Here is a 16,530-nt window from a genome sequence, read left to right as displayed (position 1 = left end):
GAGAAAAAACCGGCTGGACGCAACAGCCGGTTTTTCATCTATCTATCAGAAAAGGGCGGATACCATGTTTCACATTTTGTTAATAGAAGATGATAACACTTTGTTTCACGAGATGAAAGAAAGATTAACAGGCTGGTCATTTGCGGTGCACGGAATAAAGGATTTCAGCCGGGTCATTCAGGAGTTTGCAGAAATCAAGCCTGATTTGGTGATCATTGATGTACAGCTGCCGAAATATGACGGCTTTCACTGGTGCAGAATGATACGTTCTCAATCAAACGTACCGATTCTGTTTTTGTCCTCGCGCGACCATCCCGCGGATATGGTCATGTCGATGCAGCTTGGGGCAGATGATTTTATTCAGAAGCCTTTTCACTTTGATGTGTTAATCGCGAAAATCCAGGCGGTATTCCGCCGCGTGCACCAATACGGCGCAGAACCGGCGCTGATGAAAAGATGGTGCGGGGCGGTCATTGACACAGAAACCGGCACAGTCAGCCATAAAACCGGTTCGGTCGAACTGACCAAAAACGAAATGCTGATTTTAAAACTGCTGGCCGAGCAGAAAAATAAAATCGTCAGCCGCGAAGAACTCATCAGAAGCCTATGGAATGATGAACGTTTCGTCAGCGATAACACACTGACGGTGAATGTCAACCGGCTGCGGAAAAAGCTCGATCATTTAGGCATCGGGAAAATGATTGAAACCAAGGTGGGGCAGGGATACATCGCAAAGGAAGAAGACGGTCTTTATGATTAAATCATTTCTGCTCGAAAGAAAAAGCTGGATCGCGATGTTTCTTTTTCAGCAGGTTGTGCTCCTTTTTGCGGCATATATTGATCCCTCCATTCCGTTTTTATCGGCGCTGTATTTTATTTATTTGTCACTTCTCGCCTTTCTCGTTTTTCTCTTGTTCCGCTATCGGAAAGAGACCGCTTTTTATAAAAGCTTAAAAGATTGGGACGCTGATTTAGATATTTCCGGTCTTAAAGCGCCCGACAGTCCGTTTGAGTCGATCATTGAAGAAAGCATTGAAGAACAGACAGAGCGATTAAGAAATAGTTCACTTCATATGCAGGCGGCGTCAGAGCATGAGAAGGATGAGCTGATGTCGTGGATTCACGAAGTCAAAACACCGCTGACAGCGATGCATCTCATGATCGAGCGCCTTGATGAACAGCCGCTGAAAGCCCCTTTGCATTATGAATGGCTGCGGATTCACCATCTCCTCGATCAGCAGCTTCATCAGAAACGATTGTCCTTTATCGAAAATGATTTATCGTTCCAGCGCATTCAGCTCCGCCCGCTTGTTTTCAAAGAAATTAAGGATCTGCAATCATGGTGTATACAAAAAGGAATCGGGTTTGACATTCAGCTTGAGGCACCGGACGTTCTCAGTGACGGAAAATGGCTTTCCTTCATTATCAGACAGCTGTTAAGCAATGCCGTCAAATACAGTGAAGCGGATGATATAACCGTAAAAAGCTACGAACTAAACGGCCGGGTGCATGTGGATATCAAAGACCGCGGCATCGGCATCAAGCCTAAAGATCTTCCGCGCATTTTTGAAAAGGGGTTTACCTCCACGCGGATGAGCCGTGATCACGCGTCAACGGGAATGGGCCTGTATTTGGCTCAAAAAGCCGCGGCTCCGCTTCACATCCAGATCAGCGTGCGATCAGAGCCGAAACAAGGCACGGTTTTCACCTTGGTATTTCCGAAACAAAACGACGCCGTCAGCATGTTCAGCGTGTGACAAAAGTGTCACATGCTTTTCTCTTTTGTTCGCTTAATCAAACGAAAAAAACGGCTTTTGTTTTTAAAATGAAGATAACCAATGTAAAAGGAGAATCGTAACTGATGATTTTAGAAGCAGGCAATATTCGAAAAAACTACGGAAATAAGCTGAATAAGCAGGAGGTGCTGAAAGGAATTGATCTTCAGATCCAAAAAGGGGAATTTGTCAGCATTATGGGCCCGTCAGGATCAGGGAAAACCACACTTTTGAATGTGCTATCTTCCATTGATAAAGTGAGCGCGGGCACGATCAGACTGAATGAGACGGAGATCACATCCATGAAAGAAAAACAGCTTGCCGAATTCAGAAAACGGCACCTCGGTTTTATCTTTCAAGATTATAATTTATTGGATACGCTGACCGTGAAAGAAAACATACTCCTGCCGTTATCCATTACGAAAATGCCTAAAAAAGAGGCGGACCGGCGATTTGCCGAGACGGCAGAGGAGCTTGGCATCTATGAGTTGAGAGATAAGTATCCGAGTGAAATTTCCGGCGGACAAAAACAGCGGACGTCTGCCGCGAGAGCTGTTATTCACGAGCCGGGCATTATTTTTGCTGATGAGCCGACGGGAGCACTTGATTCTAAAGCCGCCTCCGACTTGCTGAATAAACTCAGCCGCCTGAATCAAAAACGCCGCGCTACCATTGTGATGGTGACGCATGATCCGGTTGCCGCCAGCTATTCCGGCCGTGTGGTTTTCATTAAAGACGGCCGCGTGTATACACAGCTGAATAAAGGCGGCCAGGACAGACCGGACTTTTTTCAGGATATTATGAAAACGCAAGGTGTATTGGGCGGGATTCAGGCATGAGCATTTATCATTTGATCTTCCAGAACCTGAAAAAGAATATGAAAAACTATTACCTTTACGTTTTTGCGCTGGTGTTCAGCGCCGCCCTTTATTTCGCGTTTGTCACGATGCAATACGATCCGGCGCTTGATGAAATGAAAAGCTCCATAAAAGGAGCGGCGGCAATCCGGGCCGCCTCCATACTGCTTGTGGCGATCGTGTCGGTATTTCTTTTATACGCCAACACCATTTTTATCAAACGCCGCGGCCGGGAAATCGGCTTATTCCGATTAATCGGCATGACGAAAATGCATATTTTCCGCATACTCAGCACAGAAAACTTCATTTTGTATTTCGGATCGATATGGATCGGTATTATTGCCGGCTTTTCTCTCTCGAAATTATGTATGATGATGCTGTTTCATACAGTCGGTGTGAAAGCCTCTGTCTCACTGTTTTTTTCAAGCAAGGCGCTCGTTCAGACGTTAATTGTGTTCGGGGCAATTTATGTGCTGATTATGATGATGAATTACTTATTTATTAAACGGCAAAGCATTTTGTCTTTATTTAAAACCGCGTCATCGTCAGAAAGCAATATAAGACGGCTCTCTTGGGTGCAGATGACAATCGGCGTCATCGGTATCGCGGCCATTATCGCCGGCTATGCCGTGTCCGCAGATTTATTCGGAGGCAGTTTTACAACCATGAATGAACTGTTTTCGGCAATGGTGTTTATTCTCGGCTCGGTCATTATCGGAACCTATCTGTTTTATAAAGGTTCGGTCAGCTTTCTGGCAAATCTCATCCGGAAATCAAAAGGCGGGTATCTGAATGTCAGTGAAGTGCTGTCTTTGTCATCCATCATGTTCCGGATGAAGTCAAACGCCGTGCTGCTGACGATTATTACGACTCTTTCGGCGCTGGCAATCGGTTTACTGTCTTTAAGCTATATCTCGTACTACTCCGCGGAAAAATCGGCTGAGCAAAATACAGCCGCGGACTTTGCGTTTGATAACCAAAAGGAGACTGACTCATTTACCGCTTTATTGAAGAAAAACGGAATTGAACACAAAGTAAAAACAATCAAGACCATTCAAGCCGGTGTCAATATGAAGAATATCGTAAACGGTGATATGAAAAGCTTCAAACAAGACCCGTCCAGCTTGGCGCTGCCGATTATAAGCGAGAAAGACGCAGAAGGGACGGAGCTTTCTGACGGAGAAGCCGTGTTTACCGGATATAATGATATGATGAAAAGATTTCTCGACTTGAAAACGTCAGGTTCCATTGATATAAACGGCAAAACGGATAAAATACCGCTGGCGTATAAGGGCTTGAAGAACGACTTCCTCCTGTCATATACATTTACAAGCGGAGGGCTGCCGACCGTTATCGTCACGCAGCACGTATTTGACAGGATCGAGAAAGATATCGACCCGTCCATTCAGGGAAAATCAAATCGGTTTTTCGGCATTACACTCAAACATGAAGAGGACGTCCAAAAAGCTGATGACCTGTTTCAGGCGCAGCATTATTCAGACGGTGCCCTTTCACAGTTTGAAACGGCTGACACCCAAAAGAAAAATATGGGGCTGATCATGTTTATTGTCGGATTTTTAGGCTTAACCTTTCTGATCACTTCGGGCTGTATCCTTTATTTTAAACAAATGGGCGAGTGTGAGGATGAGAAGGCTGATTACACGATATTGCGGAAGCTCGGCTTCACAACGGGAGATCTGCTGAAAGGCATCCGCCGGAAGCAGGCGTATCATTTCGGCATTCCGCTCGTTCTCGGGCTGTTCCACAGCTATTTTGCCGTTCAGTCAGGGTGGTTTTTATTCGGAACGGAAGTATGGACGCCGATGATTATCGTCATGGCGCTGTACACACTGCTGTACTCCATTTTCGGCATGCTGTCGGTGCTTTATTATAAAAAGGTCATTCGGTCCGCATTGTAAAACAGGTTGAGGAGCCCCGCTGTGCGGGGCTTTTTTCTGCATGAATAGAAAAAAGCGATTTTTAAAAGAATAGACATACGTCATTTTTTCGCGCGGGGGAGCCTTATGCAGAAGTATTTTCAATTGAAATCTGAAACAGGGGCTTTTCATCTTTTTTCCAAGGAACACATTTTCACGCTGTTGATCATCGGATTGCTGGGGGTATGCGTGATCGTATTCCGGAAAAAGCTCCATCACGGCCGGCCGAATCGCGTGTTCCGATACGTGCTGTTCATTCTTCTAGCTGTGTCGCAGATCAGCTATCATATATGGCTGCTATGGCATCATGCCTGGTCGCTGAAAACATCTCTGCCGCTGCAGCTGAGCGACCTTTCCGTCTATTTGGCGATGCTGATGGTCATGACAAAAAGCAAAAAGCTGTTCGCCTTTCTCTATTTTGCCGGCTTGGGCAGCGCCATACAAGCGATGGCCACACCTGATTTAGGGGCGTATTCTTTCCCTCATTTTCGGTACATCGTATTTTTCATCTCGCACGGCTGTGTGTTTCTAGCCTGTCTGTTTATGGCCGGTGCCCAAAAGTACAGGCCGTCGGTGCGCGCGCTCTGGGTGTCATTGCTGACCGTAAATCTGTACGGGGCGTGTGTCTTTTTGATTGACCATGTGCTGAATGCAAACTACCTCTATTTAATGAAAAAACCGAAGACCGCTTCGCTTCTGAATGTTCTCGGCCCTTGGCCATGGTATCTTCTTTCAATGGAAGCTGCGGTGATGCTGAGCTTTTTCATTCTGTATATTCCGTTTTGGCTGCTGAGAAAAAGAGCATGAATCCCGTTTATGTTTGTGAAGCCGATCATTTGTAATTTTTTCAACATTCCGGCATTATTTTTTTCAGATTCTGATGTTGTAAAAAGGCGTCCGCGGCGATAAAATGAATCTGCTATGATAATGGGATCGATACGGAGCTGCAGCTTGCGGTTTCCGTTTTTTCATGGGGTTTTTTATAGAGAAAGGGGGATCGGTATGCCGCGCGCTTTGAAGATATTAATTATCGGAATGTTTATCAATGTGACGGGCGCATCTTTTTTGTGGCCGCTGAATACGATCTATATTCATAATCATTTAGGGAAATCGCTGACTGTCGCGGGGGTTGTTCTGATGCTGAATTCCGGAGCCAGTGTGGCGGGGAATTTATGCGGCGGATTTTTGTTTGATAAAATCGGCGGATTCAAATCCATTATGCTGGGTATTATCATCACCTTGGCAAGTCTTCTCGGACTCGTTCTGTTTCACCAATGGCCCGTTTATATTTGGCTGCTCGTCATTGTCGGGTTCGGTTCCGGCATCGTGTTTCCGGCCAGCTACGCCATGGCGGGAGCGGTCTGGAAAGAGGGCGGACGGAGAGCTTTTAATGCGATTTATGTAGCTCAGAATGCAGGTGTCGCGGTCGGTTCAGCACTCGGCGGAATGGTTGCGGCGTACTCGTTTACGTACGTGTTTTTAGCCAATGCTTTGCTGTATGTGCTGTTTTTCCTTATCGTATTTTTCGGGTTTCGAAATATTAAAACCGGAAATGCGGGCCAGGTCTCTGTACTGGACTACGAGCCTGTCAGCAGCAGAACGAAATTTACGGCGCTTCTTATACTGAGCGGCGGGTATGTTCTCGGGTGGATTGCCTATTCGCAGTGGTCCACAACCGTTGCGTCACATACTCAAAGCATCGGTATGCCGCTTTCATTATACAGTGTGCTCTGGACCGTAAACGGAATACTGATTGTCGCCGGACAGCCGCTTATAGGTGCTGTTCTGAAAAAATGGTCCGGGGCGTTAAAAACGCAGATGGTCATCGGCTTTTGTATTTTTATCGTCTCGTTCGGCGTGCTCCTTGGCGCCAAGCACTTTCCGATGTACCTTACCGCGATGGTGATTTTAACGATCGGAGAAATGCTTGTCTGGCCTGCCGTGCCTACTATTGCCAATCAGCTTGCGCCTAAGGGGAAAGAAGGGTTTTACCAAGGGTTCGTCAACAGTGCGGCGACGGGCGGCAGAATGATCGGGCCGCTCCTTGGAGGCGTGCTGGTTGATCAATACGGCATGAGCGTGCTGCTTTTGTTCCTGATGGCGCTTCTTGTCGTCAGCATCCTAGCGACGGTGCTGTATGACAAACGTCTGAAAACCGTTAATAAACAAAACGTCCAAGTGCGATGACGACATAAAAAATCCCGCTGTTTCGGCGGGATTTTTTATTTATAAGAGCGGAAGCACGTTGACGGCGTCCTTAACATTTAAATACGTCTTTAATGAAGTAAAGCTGGCATCAAGCTGATTCATTTTCATGGCAAGGGAAGGCTTGATACCGGTGATGATCAATTCTGTGCCAATTAAATTAAGCAGATGATGCAATTTGAAAATCCGGTCTGCGGTCTGTTCGTTTACCTCAGCTAAACCTGATAAGTCTATAATTAAGTAATCATCTTTAGATGCGGTTAATATGTCTGTCAAAGTTGTCACAATGGAATCAAATCGTTCTTCTGTTAAATTCCCCACTAACGGCATGGCGGAAATCCCGTTTCGAATCGGAACGATCGGCGTTGACAGCGTCGCAATTTCTCCGAGGGAATCCTCAAGAAGCTTTTCGTACTCTTTCTGCTCTGTGATGTCTTTTTGAAAACCGACAAAATAGAGCTTGTCTTCAACATAAAGAGGATCAATATTGAGTTCATTCCAAAACGGGGTGCCGTCTTTTTTGACATTTTTCAGCCGCACCGTGATCTTTTCTTTATGTTTTAGGCCTTTTCTTATTTTCGCGACTTGTTTTCGGTCGGTTTCTTTTCCTTGCAGAAATCTGCAGTTCTTACCTAATATCTCTTCGGAAGAATAGCCTGTCATATCCATAAATCCCTGATTCGTATAAATGATGGGATTGTCCTCAAGAGAGGGGTCTGTAATCACCACGCCGATGCGTGCGTGATCAAGCGCCTTTTTGATAAGCTCCAGCTGCTCCAGATTTCCGAGTACATTTGAGTCAGCCATATAAAACCCCCTTTTGGCCGTAAAGCTGCGCACTTTTTTCAGCCATTGTTTCTCCCCTTTTTAAATGAATCTACAGTAACCGTAGCATAACACATGTTCTGTTTCAAGCAGCCGCAGTTTGCAATTTGTCATTCGGGCTTGTCCTCATATACACTGAATATTAAGGGGAAGGCACATCATCGCTAAGTAAGTGACTAGGTCATTGTCACTGGGTGAAAAATGAATCTAATGCATCAAGCTTACCGATCATGTGTTCACATATAATGGAAGAAACAAGCTTTTTACTTTCCTGCTCATTCGCCGGTATGTAGATATCGAAAATCATCGTATTCGTAAGGGGGCTGGATGGCCTGAAGTCGCTTTACTAAATAAGGGCTTTAGGAAGGTGATGAAGATGCTGCATCAGGTAATTATTGCTTGTGTAATTGGAGGAATCATGGGGGTTCTCGGTCATGTGAAAAAGAGAGGCAGGCTGGAGAAACCCAGAATGACAAAGCGGTTTATCTATCTCGGTTTTTTGGAAGATGGTTTTATCGGAATGGCTGCTTCCATCTTACTTGTCTTATCCGCTAACCCCGATTCAGGAATTCAACTCGTCATCTTATCCATAATCGCAGGCTACGGCGGAGAAGCTGTTCTCAGGAGCTTTGATTTTGTCAGGGAACAAAACAGTGATTCGGCCGAAGCAAAACCACACCAGCAAAAAAATCCTCCATCAAAATAATATCCCCGCTCATGACCCGTTCTGGGTACATTCCCATTGTATACAAACCTGCTTGCACTTATGAACAGAATTCTATAAAATACAGGTAAGATTACGGTAGCGATAAGAACAGTGAAGAGGAGCAGTAAGAAGCAGATTTTGCAGTCAGAGAGTTGACGGCCGGTGCAAGTCAATCAAGTCTGTTTCCGAACTCGCCTCAGAGTTGCAGCGGCAAAACCGCTGACGCATAACTGCGTTAAAAGTATCAAGTGAGTGCGGCTTAAAACCGCGCTAACGAGGGTGGTACCGCGGGAAACAAAAATCTCTCGTCCCTTTTTGGGATGAGGGAGTTTTTTTTAGTTTTAGAATAATCTGAATACAATCTTCCTTATCCCGTCAATACTTGGACTACATACGCCGTATTCAATCAGAAGGAGGTTTTTGCGTTGAGTTTTCAGCACGAAAAAATAGAAAAGAAATGGCAGAATTACTGGTTGGAGCATAAAACGTTCGCCGTCAGCGAAGAGAGTGACAAGCCGAAGTTTTACGCGCTTGACATGTTCCCGTATCCTTCAGGAGCCGGCCTTCATGTCGGGCATCCGGAAGGCTATACGGCAACCGACATTCTTTCACGCATGAGACGCATGCAAGGGTACAACGTGCTTCATCCGATGGGATGGGACGCGTTCGGGCTTCCCGCCGAGCAATACGCGCTTGACACGGGGAATGATCCGGCTGAGTTTACGAAACACAATATCGATAATTTCCGCCGCCAGATCCAATCGCTCGGTTTTTCATATGATTGGGATCGTGAAATCAATACGACTGATCCTGACTACTACAAGTGGACGCAGTGGATCTTCACCAAGCTGTATGAAAAAGGTCTCGCTTATGTAGACGAAGTGCCGGTCAACTGGTGCCCGGCACTCGGAACGGTGCTTGCGAACGAAGAAGTCATTGACGGCAAAAGCGAGCGGGGCGGCCATCCGGTTGAACGCCGCCCGATGAGACAATGGATGCTGAAAATCACTGCTTATGCGGACAGGCTTCTTGAAGATTTAGAAGAGCTTGACTGGCCTGAAAGCATTAAAGACATGCAGCGCAACTGGATCGGACGCTCAGAAGGCGCAAACGTCCATTTCGCGATCGACGGCACTGACGACACATTCACGGTGTTTACGACAAGACCGGACACGCTGTTCGGCGCGGCTTATGCCGTGCTGGCTCCAGAGCATGAGCTTGTGGAGGCCATCACGACGGCTGAACAAAAAGAAGCGGTAGACGCTTATATTAAAGAAGTTCAGGCGAAAAGTGACCTGGAACGGACGGATCTTGCGAAAACAAAAACGGGCGTCTTCACGGGCGCATATGCGGTAAACCCGGCAAACGGGGAAAAGCTGCCGATCTGGATAGCTGATTATGTCCTCGCTTCTTACGGAACAGGGGCTGTAATGGCCGTTCCGGCGCATGATGAACGCGATTTTGAATTCGCCAAAGTGTTCAGCCTGCCTGTCAAAGAAGTCGTAAAAGGCGGAAACACGGAAGAGGAAGCGTACACGGGAGACGGAGAACATATCAATTCCGGCTTTCTGAACGGACTGAATAAAGCGGAAGCGATTGAAAAAATGATCGCCTGGCTTGAAGAAACGAAAAACGGTGAGAAAAAAGTGACATACCGTCTGCGTGATTGGCTGTTCAGCCGCCAGCGCTATTGGGGCGAGCCGATTCCGGTCATTCATTGGGAAGACGGCACTTCAACAGCCGTTCCGGCAGAAGAGCTGCCGCTGATTCTGCCGAAAACCGATGAGATCAAACCGAGCGGAACAGGTGAATCACCGCTTGCCAACATTAAAGAGTGGGTAGAGGTCACTGATCCTGAAACGGGCAGAAAAGGCAGAAGAGAAACGAACACGATGCCGCAATGGGCGGGAAGCTGCTGGTATTTCCTTCGCTTTATCGACCCGAAAAATCCGGATCAGCTCGCTTCACCTGAGAAACTGGATAAATGGCTGCCTGTCGATATTTACATCGGAGGAGCGGAGCATGCCGTGCTTCACCTTCTGTACGCGCGTTTCTGGCATAAATTCCTCTATGATATCGGTGTCGTACCGACGAAAGAACCGTTCCAAAAGCTGTATAACCAAGGAATGATTCTCGGGGAAAATAATGAAAAAATGAGTAAATCCCGCGGAAATGTCGTTAATCCGGATGAAATTGTGGCGTCTCACGGAGCAGATACGCTCCGCCTGTACGAAATGTTTATGGGGCCTCTTGACGCATCTATCGCCTGGTCTGAATCAGGTCTTGACGGAGCGCGCCGCTTCCTTGACCGTGTATGGCGTTTGTTTATCGAAGAAAACGGCGAGCTGACGGGCAAAGTGACAGAAGGCGCGGGCGAAACTCTTGAGCGCGTCTATCATGAAACGGTTATGAAAGTGACAGAAAACTACGAAGCTCTTCGCTTTAATACGGGCATCTCTCAGCTGATGGTCTTCATTAATGAAGCCTACAAAGCGAATGAACTGCCGAGAGAATATGTCGAAGGCTTTGTGAAGCTGCTTTCTCCTGTTGCACCGCATTTGGCGGAAGAACTGTGGGAAAAACTCGGCCACGAAGGTTCGATTGCATACGAAGCCTGGCCTGCTTATGACGAATCAAAATTGGTGGATGATGAAGTGGAAATCGTCGTCCAGCTGAACGGAAAAGTAAAAGCGAAATTAATGGTTCCGGCTGATGCTGATAAAGCAGCATTAGAACAGCTCGCACAAGCTGACGAAAAAGTAAAAGAGCAGCTTGAAGGAAAAACGATCCGAAAAATCATTGCCGTACCGGGCAAGCTTGTCAATATCGTCGCAAACTGACCGGACGAAGCCCCTCTCCTATAGAGAGGGGCTTTTTTATCAGGCCTCTATCATAGAAATTGCACCGCGGGCTTTGGTATACTTACACCATAAAGATGAATGGGAGTGTCACATATTGAAAATAAATGAAATCAGCACAGCCGCACTTGAAGAAAAATTAAAAGCGGGAGAAGAGCTGTATCTGATTGATGTCAGAGAAGATGAAGAAGTCGCCGAAGGAATGATTCCGCAGGCTGTTCATATCCGCATGGGGGACATCCCAGAAAAGATGGATGCGTTAGACAAGGACAAGGAATATGTATTTATCTGCCGTTCCGGAAAAAGAAGCATGAACGTTTGTATGTATTTACATGAGCAGGGCTTCCGTACGGTTAATGTTGAAGGCGGAATGCTGGAATGGGAAGGCGAAACAAAGCCGAAGAAATAACGTTGTGAAGTGAAAGAAGAAAAGGGATGCACGTCTTTTCTTCTTTTTTTATAGAAAAAAACGGGAGGCGATCAGGTGAAACCGGTCATACGCGCTATGAAAGCAAGTGATATCAAACAGGTCCGGCAAATCGCGGAACGAAGCTGGCATCATACGTATGAAGGGATTATCCCCAGACACATTCAGGATCAGTTTCTCGAATCCGCCTATCAGGATGAGATGATGGAACGCCGGCTTCGTCATTCACTGTTCCTTGTGGCAGAAGAAAAAGAGGGAAAACATCTCGGTTTTGCAAATGCCACCCCGGTTCAAAAAGACGGGAAAGCGGAGCTCGCTGCTATTTATATTGATCCGGATTGTCAGGGAAGCGGGATAGGCACGGCACTTCTTAAAGAATGCATCAGACAGTCCGGCGGGATAAAAGAGCTTTATGTCCATGCAGAAAAAGAGAACCGCCCCGCCTTGTCCTTTTATCAGGCTAAAGGATTTCAATGGGTATGTGAATTTGAAGAAGACTTTAAAGGACACACTTTACAGACGGTCAAACTGGTGCTGAACATATAAAGCGTCCGGCCCCCCTCAAGGGCCGGATCGCGTAGATCAATGATAAGCCGGAAGCCAGTCTTTGTGCGCTTCAAATAAGTCATCGCACAAAGATATGATGTCATTCATGGAAAGCTCGGCGCTCGTATGCGGATCAAGCATCGCCGCCTGATAGACGGCTTCCTTTTTTAAAGTGACGGCCGCTTCAATGGTTAAAAGCTGTGTGTTGATGTTCGTTCTGTTGAGCGCCGCGAGCTGTTCCGGAAGTTCGCCTGAATAGCACGGCATAATTTGATTTTTGACGGCGGCGCACGGCACTTCTACGATCGCTTTCGCCGGCAGATTCGGTATCAGCCCCGTATTCAGCACATTGCCGCCGAACATAAACGGATGCCCCGTCTCCATCGCTTCTATAATTCTCGAACCGTATTCTTTCGAGCGTTCATGCGTCAGGTTTTGATTGTTGATGATACCGTCTCTCATCGTTTCCCAATTTTTGATTTGTTCTGTGCATCTCCTCGGATATTCATCAAGCGGAATTTGGAGTTCGTCTATCAGCTCGGGATACCGGCTTTTTATAAAATACGGGTGATATTCGGCATTATGCTCAGATGATTCCGTGACGTAGCAGCCGAACTTATCCATCAGTTCAAATCGAACCATGTCTTTATGTTTTGTCTTTTGTTTTTCGCGGGCACGTCTTTTAATTTCCGGATATAGATCAATTCCGTCTTTTTTGATCTCCAAGAGCCAAGCCATGTGGTTGATGCCGGCAATGCGTTCTTCCGTACCTTCGTGATCCATGCCGAGTGAGTCAAACAGATCTTTCGTACAGACCTGCACGCTGTGGCACAGGCCGACCGTTTGCACATTTGTATGTCTGAGCATCGCGCCGGTCAGAGAAGCCATCGGATTTGTATAGTTTAACAGCCATGCATCCGGACAGACTTCCTCCATGTCTTTTGCGATATCAAATAAAACGGGGATGGTGCGGAGGGAGCGGAAAATGCCGCCTATTCCGACAGTATCGGCGATCGTCTGGCGGAGGCCGTACCGCTTCGGAATGTCAAAGTCGATGACCGTCGCGGGTTTATAGCCGCCGACCTGAATGGCGTTTATCACATAGCCGGCGTGTTTAAGCGCCTGTTTTCGATCATCATAAGAGATGATAGAAACGCTTGTATTATATCGGTCTCTCATATTTTCAAGCATGAGCTGGGATTCTTTCAGCCGCACAGCATCAATATCGTAAAGCGCGAATTCAAATCCGTTTAAAGCTTCAGTCAGTAAACAGTCTCCCAGCACATTTTTTGCGAAAATCGTGCTTCCGGCTCCGATAAACGTAATTTTCTTCAACAGAAATTCCTCCCTTTTCTTTTCAGCCTTTAACCGCCCCGGAGGACAGCCCTGAGATAAAATATTTTTGAAGCGCCAAAAACAAAACGACCATCGGCAGCATCGCCATAATCGCGGCTGCAGCGACTAAGTGGAGATTGTTCGCATTTTCGCCGAAAAATCCCGCCATAGCCACGGTCAATGTCTGCACCTTTTGATCTTGTAAAAAGAAAATCGCAAATTGGTAATCATTCCAGATAAACACGCAGGAAATGATGCAGACTGTTGCGGTAATCGGTTTCAACAAGGGAAACACGATCGTATAGAAAGTCCTGATCAATCCCGCGCCGTCCATCCGGGCCGCTTCCTCAAGCTCTTTCGGAATGGAAGAGCGGATAAACCCTGAATATAAGAAAACGGTCAGCGGCATATATGCAGCCGTATTAATGAGAATGGCTGCGGCATGCGTATTGATCAGCCCCGCATCAGCGACCATCTTGTATAAAGGAACCATGGAAGTCAAAGGCGGGATAATCATAATTGAAATCAAAAGGCCGAAGACGATTTTATTCAGCTTCGTATTTCTTCTTGCAAGCGGATATGCGGCAAGCGAACCCATGAAAATTAACAAAGCGGCGGAAACGGCCGTAATGATGATCGTGTTCAGAAAGGATTGCCCGAGAGAGGCCCGCTCCCATGCTTCACGAAAATTCTGAAAAGAAAAAGCGGAAGGCAGCGACCATTTTGAACTGTAGTCTCCTTTTGCTTTTAAGGACGTGGTCAGCAGAATGTAAAAGGGGACAATATGAACGCATGAGATGACGGCAGCCAATAGGGTAAAGATCCGCATTCGGGCTGTTTTCATGACGTTTCCGTCTCCTTTCGCTTGAAATACACGAGAGCCGTAAAGCTGATGACGAGAATAATGATGGACATAAACACACCTTGGGCGGCGGCATATCCCGCATCCTGCCGTTTAAAATATAAATCATACATAAACGTCGACATTGATTGAGAAGAATTGCCCGGCCCGCCTGCGGTCAGCGCGAAAATGACATCAAACAGTTTCAGCCCCCCGATGATATTGATGATCATGTTGATGGTGACAGCCGGCATCAGTAAAGGCAGGGTAATGGTGAAAAACGGCTGAAGACCGCCCGCGCCATCCATTTTTGCCGCTTCGTAATAATCTTTCGGAATACTTTGCAGCCCTGCCAAATACACAATCATCGCAATGCCTGCGTATTGATAGGTGTTAATCATGACGATAATCCAAGGGTTCGCCGACGGACTTGCCAGGGCATTGACAGAACCGGCTCCCAGCGCGCCAAGCACATCATTCAGCGCACCTCCGTCATATGAGAAAATAAAATACCAAATGTATCCCATAATCAGCGGACTGATAATGACGGGCAGGTAGACGATCGTTCTTGTGATCGCCTTCATTTTTAAGCTCTGATTCAAAAGCAAAGCATATAAAAGTCCGAGCATATTCTGAAAAAAAGTGCTTCCGAGTCCGTAAAGCAAAGTGTTTTTCACAACGAGCCACGTGTCCGGGTCTGTAAAAAGCCTTTTATATTGAGTGATACCCACCCACTGATACGTCTGCGAGAAACCGTTCCAGTTTGTAAATGTGATAAAAGCGCCTTTGACAAACGGAAAAATCATAAAAATAAAAACCGTGGCAAGAGCAGGGACGTACATCCACCATAGTGACGCGGGTTTTACAGGTTTCTTATTTTGATATCCGGCGGTTTCTCTTGCAAGATTACTCATTCTTTTTCAGCTCCTTGTGAATCAGACTGAAGACGGAGCCGTTTATATTCTCTGCCGAGTTTCGCCGAAATTTCAGCAGGAGTTAAAATATCAGCCATCAGCTCCTGTCCCGCTGTTCCCATCACATCCCACATTCCGTTCGGCAAGTAAAGGCGGTCGAAATAAGGCTGCACCTTAATATGCTGATAGCGCTTATAGTCATTTGCATAGAAAATGTCTGTTTGCACATTCACTAATCCGGCCGGGAGCGAGGTCGCTTCGGCAATTGATTTTGCGTTTTCGGGACGGGCCATAAATGCGATAAACTGTTTCGCTTCTTCAAGCCGCGGGGAATCCTTGGATGCCGCAAGCGTATAACGTTCGCCCCCGATCCATACCGGTGCGTCTCCCTTGTGGATAGCCGGGGTCGGTATGATGCCGACTTTTACCTTCGGATTGATTTGCGCAACATCTTGGCCGAGGGTGCCCCCCTGCAGCGTAAAGGCGATTTTGTTTTGCGCCATCAGTTCGATGAGCTGGGACCGTTTTGCTGTCACGGCATCTATATTAAGCAGGTTTTCCTTTTGCATCTCTTTCAGCTTGTCAGATAAATAGGTGAAGTGTGTCCAGCGGAAGGTTCCGTTTAACAGCTGTTTTTTGTAACGGTGAGCGGGATCTGTGATGAGGAGCGGTGCGGCGAATTGATCGTAATATTGGGCAAATGAACTTTTCTCATAACCGGCAAACCAGAAGGGGGTGACTGTTCCGCCGCTTTTTTCTTTAACCTGTCTCAGTGCCTTCATCAAATCATCCATCGTTTCCGGCGGTTTAATGCCGTACTTTTCCAACAACGTACGGTTGTAGGCCAGTCCGTCCTTTGCCTGATTCAGAGGGAAGGCGTATATTCTGCCTTTGGCGTCCTTAAGCATGCTGTTTAAATTCGGATCGAGCCGCTTCGTCCAAGACATTCCGCTGAGATCGGCTGTATATTCTCCGTAGCGGAGTTTGGCCCAGCCATGCGTGTCGAAAAGATCAGGCATGTCATCGGCAGCCATTCGGACCCTCATCATATTTTCGTAGTCATTGCCTGGGAAATGAACGTTTACTTGAATGTCCGGATGTTCTTTTTGGAATGCATCAGCCAATTTTCTGAATACCGCGCGTTCGCTGTCTGAGGAAATGGTCGAATAGACTGTCAAGGTTTTCTGCTTTTCTCCTGAGCTGCTCTCTTTTGCCGAGCAGCCGGTAAGTATCATACAAGTAAAAGAAAGAAACAAAACCAGTAAGCGTTTCATCTTTTCCTCCTTTAAATATGATATAAACGT

Annotated in this window: 14 protein-coding genes, 1 pseudogene and 1 other annotated feature; of the genes and pseudogenes, 10 read left to right on the top strand and 5 right to left on the bottom strand. The window is 46.7% G+C overall.

What is annotated here, in order from left to right; genetic code table 11:
• Positions 1-64: 64 nt before the first annotated feature.
• The 6 genes and pseudogenes from AC1DN5_RS10195 to AC1DN5_RS10170 all read left to right on the top strand — a co-directional run bounded on the left by AC1DN5_RS10195 (position 65) and on the right by AC1DN5_RS10170 (position 6,756).
• The gene (locus AC1DN5_RS10195; RefSeq protein WP_366969065.1) at positions 65-760 is read left to right on the top strand and encodes a response regulator transcription factor; all 696 of its coding nucleotides are present in this window, start codon (positions 65-67) and stop codon (positions 758-760) included.
• Entirely contained in the window at positions 753-1,757 is a 1,005-nt protein-coding gene (locus AC1DN5_RS10190; protein WP_366969066.1) for a sensor histidine kinase, read from the top strand. Before AC1DN5_RS10195 ends, AC1DN5_RS10190 begins: the two co-directional genes overlap by 8 nt.
• Positions 1,758-1,858: 101 nt before the next feature.
• Positions 1,859-2,618 (top strand): annotated as a pseudogene (locus tag AC1DN5_RS10185) (ABC transporter ATP-binding protein); the annotation flags it as partial.
• Entirely contained in the window at positions 2,611-4,551 is a 1,941-nt protein-coding gene (locus tag AC1DN5_RS10180) for an ABC transporter permease (RefSeq protein WP_366969067.1), read from the top strand. The pseudogene AC1DN5_RS10185 and the gene AC1DN5_RS10180, both read left to right, overlap by 8 nt.
• Positions 4,552-4,656: 105 nt before the next feature.
• Entirely contained in the window at positions 4,657-5,376 is a 720-nt protein-coding gene (locus tag AC1DN5_RS10175; RefSeq protein WP_047476818.1) for a YwaF family protein, read from the top strand.
• A gap of 195 nt (positions 5,377-5,571) precedes the next feature.
• Positions 5,572-6,756 (top strand): MDR family MFS transporter, encoded by a 1,185-nt coding sequence (locus AC1DN5_RS10170; protein ID WP_045926419.1) that lies wholly within the window; start codon positions 5,572-5,574, stop codon positions 6,754-6,756.
• Positions 6,757-6,795: 39 nt separating this feature from the next.
• On the opposite strand, the gene ytvA is transcribed toward AC1DN5_RS10170, so the two are convergent.
• A complete protein-coding gene (gene ytvA / locus AC1DN5_RS10165; RefSeq protein WP_016938511.1) occupies positions 6,796-7,581 on the bottom strand; it encodes a YtvA family blue-light photoreceptor in 786 nt (261 codons plus the stop codon).
• A 388-nt stretch (positions 7,582-7,969) separates the two neighbouring features.
• Here ytvA and AC1DN5_RS10160 point away from each other — a divergent pair, with 388 nt between their 5' ends.
• From AC1DN5_RS10160 to AC1DN5_RS10145, 4 genes are all read left to right on the top strand, one after another.
• Positions 7,970-8,305 (top strand): DUF4257 domain-containing protein, encoded by a 336-nt coding sequence (locus AC1DN5_RS10160; protein ID WP_076982551.1) that lies wholly within the window; start codon positions 7,970-7,972, stop codon positions 8,303-8,305.
• Between the two features lie 102 nt (positions 8,306-8,407).
• Positions 8,408-8,621, top strand: a binding site (T-box leader).
• Between the two features lie 109 nt (positions 8,622-8,730).
• Positions 8,731-11,145 (top strand): leucine--tRNA ligase, encoded by a 2,415-nt coding sequence (gene leuS / locus AC1DN5_RS10155; RefSeq protein WP_045926420.1) that lies wholly within the window; start codon positions 8,731-8,733, stop codon positions 11,143-11,145.
• Between the two features lie 115 nt (positions 11,146-11,260).
• Positions 11,261-11,572: a rhodanese-like domain-containing protein gene (locus AC1DN5_RS10150; RefSeq protein ID WP_007613212.1), complete on the top strand. Its 312-nt coding sequence runs from the start codon at positions 11,261-11,263 to the stop codon at positions 11,570-11,572.
• A gap of 75 nt (positions 11,573-11,647) precedes the next feature.
• The gene (locus tag AC1DN5_RS10145) at positions 11,648-12,136 is read left to right on the top strand and encodes a GNAT family N-acetyltransferase (RefSeq protein WP_047476820.1); all 489 of its coding nucleotides are present in this window, start codon (positions 11,648-11,650) and stop codon (positions 12,134-12,136) included.
• 36 nt (positions 12,137-12,172) lie between these two features.
• Here the strand turns inward: AC1DN5_RS10145 and melA are convergent, their stop codons facing one another.
• The 4 genes from melA to AC1DN5_RS10125 are packed head-to-tail and all read right to left on the bottom strand — an operon-like array spanning position 12,173 to position 16,500.
• Positions 12,173-13,471 (bottom strand): alpha-galactosidase MelA, encoded by a 1,299-nt coding sequence (gene melA / locus AC1DN5_RS10140; protein ID WP_045926421.1) that lies wholly within the window; start codon positions 13,469-13,471, stop codon positions 12,173-12,175.
• A 22-nt stretch (positions 13,472-13,493) separates the two neighbouring features.
• Entirely contained in the window at positions 13,494-14,315 is an 822-nt protein-coding gene (locus AC1DN5_RS10135; RefSeq protein WP_007408803.1) for a carbohydrate ABC transporter permease, read from the bottom strand.
• Positions 14,312-15,226, bottom strand: coding sequence for a carbohydrate ABC transporter permease (locus AC1DN5_RS10130; RefSeq protein WP_049627208.1), 915 nt, complete (start codon positions 15,224-15,226; stop codon positions 14,312-14,314). The genes AC1DN5_RS10135 and AC1DN5_RS10130 overlap by 4 nt, the downstream gene beginning before the upstream one ends.
• Positions 15,223-16,500 carry an ABC transporter substrate-binding protein gene (locus tag AC1DN5_RS10125; RefSeq protein ID WP_327815018.1) on the bottom strand — a complete coding sequence of 426 codons (1,278 nt, stop codon included), beginning with the start codon at positions 16,498-16,500 and terminating at the stop codon, positions 15,223-15,225. The genes AC1DN5_RS10130 and AC1DN5_RS10125 overlap by 4 nt, the downstream gene beginning before the upstream one ends.
• Positions 16,501-16,530: the final 30 nt, after the last annotated feature.

The organism is Bacillus sp. 01N42_2 (assembly GCF_056399565.1).
This window is presented reverse-complemented; position numbering and strand designations above follow the sequence as displayed.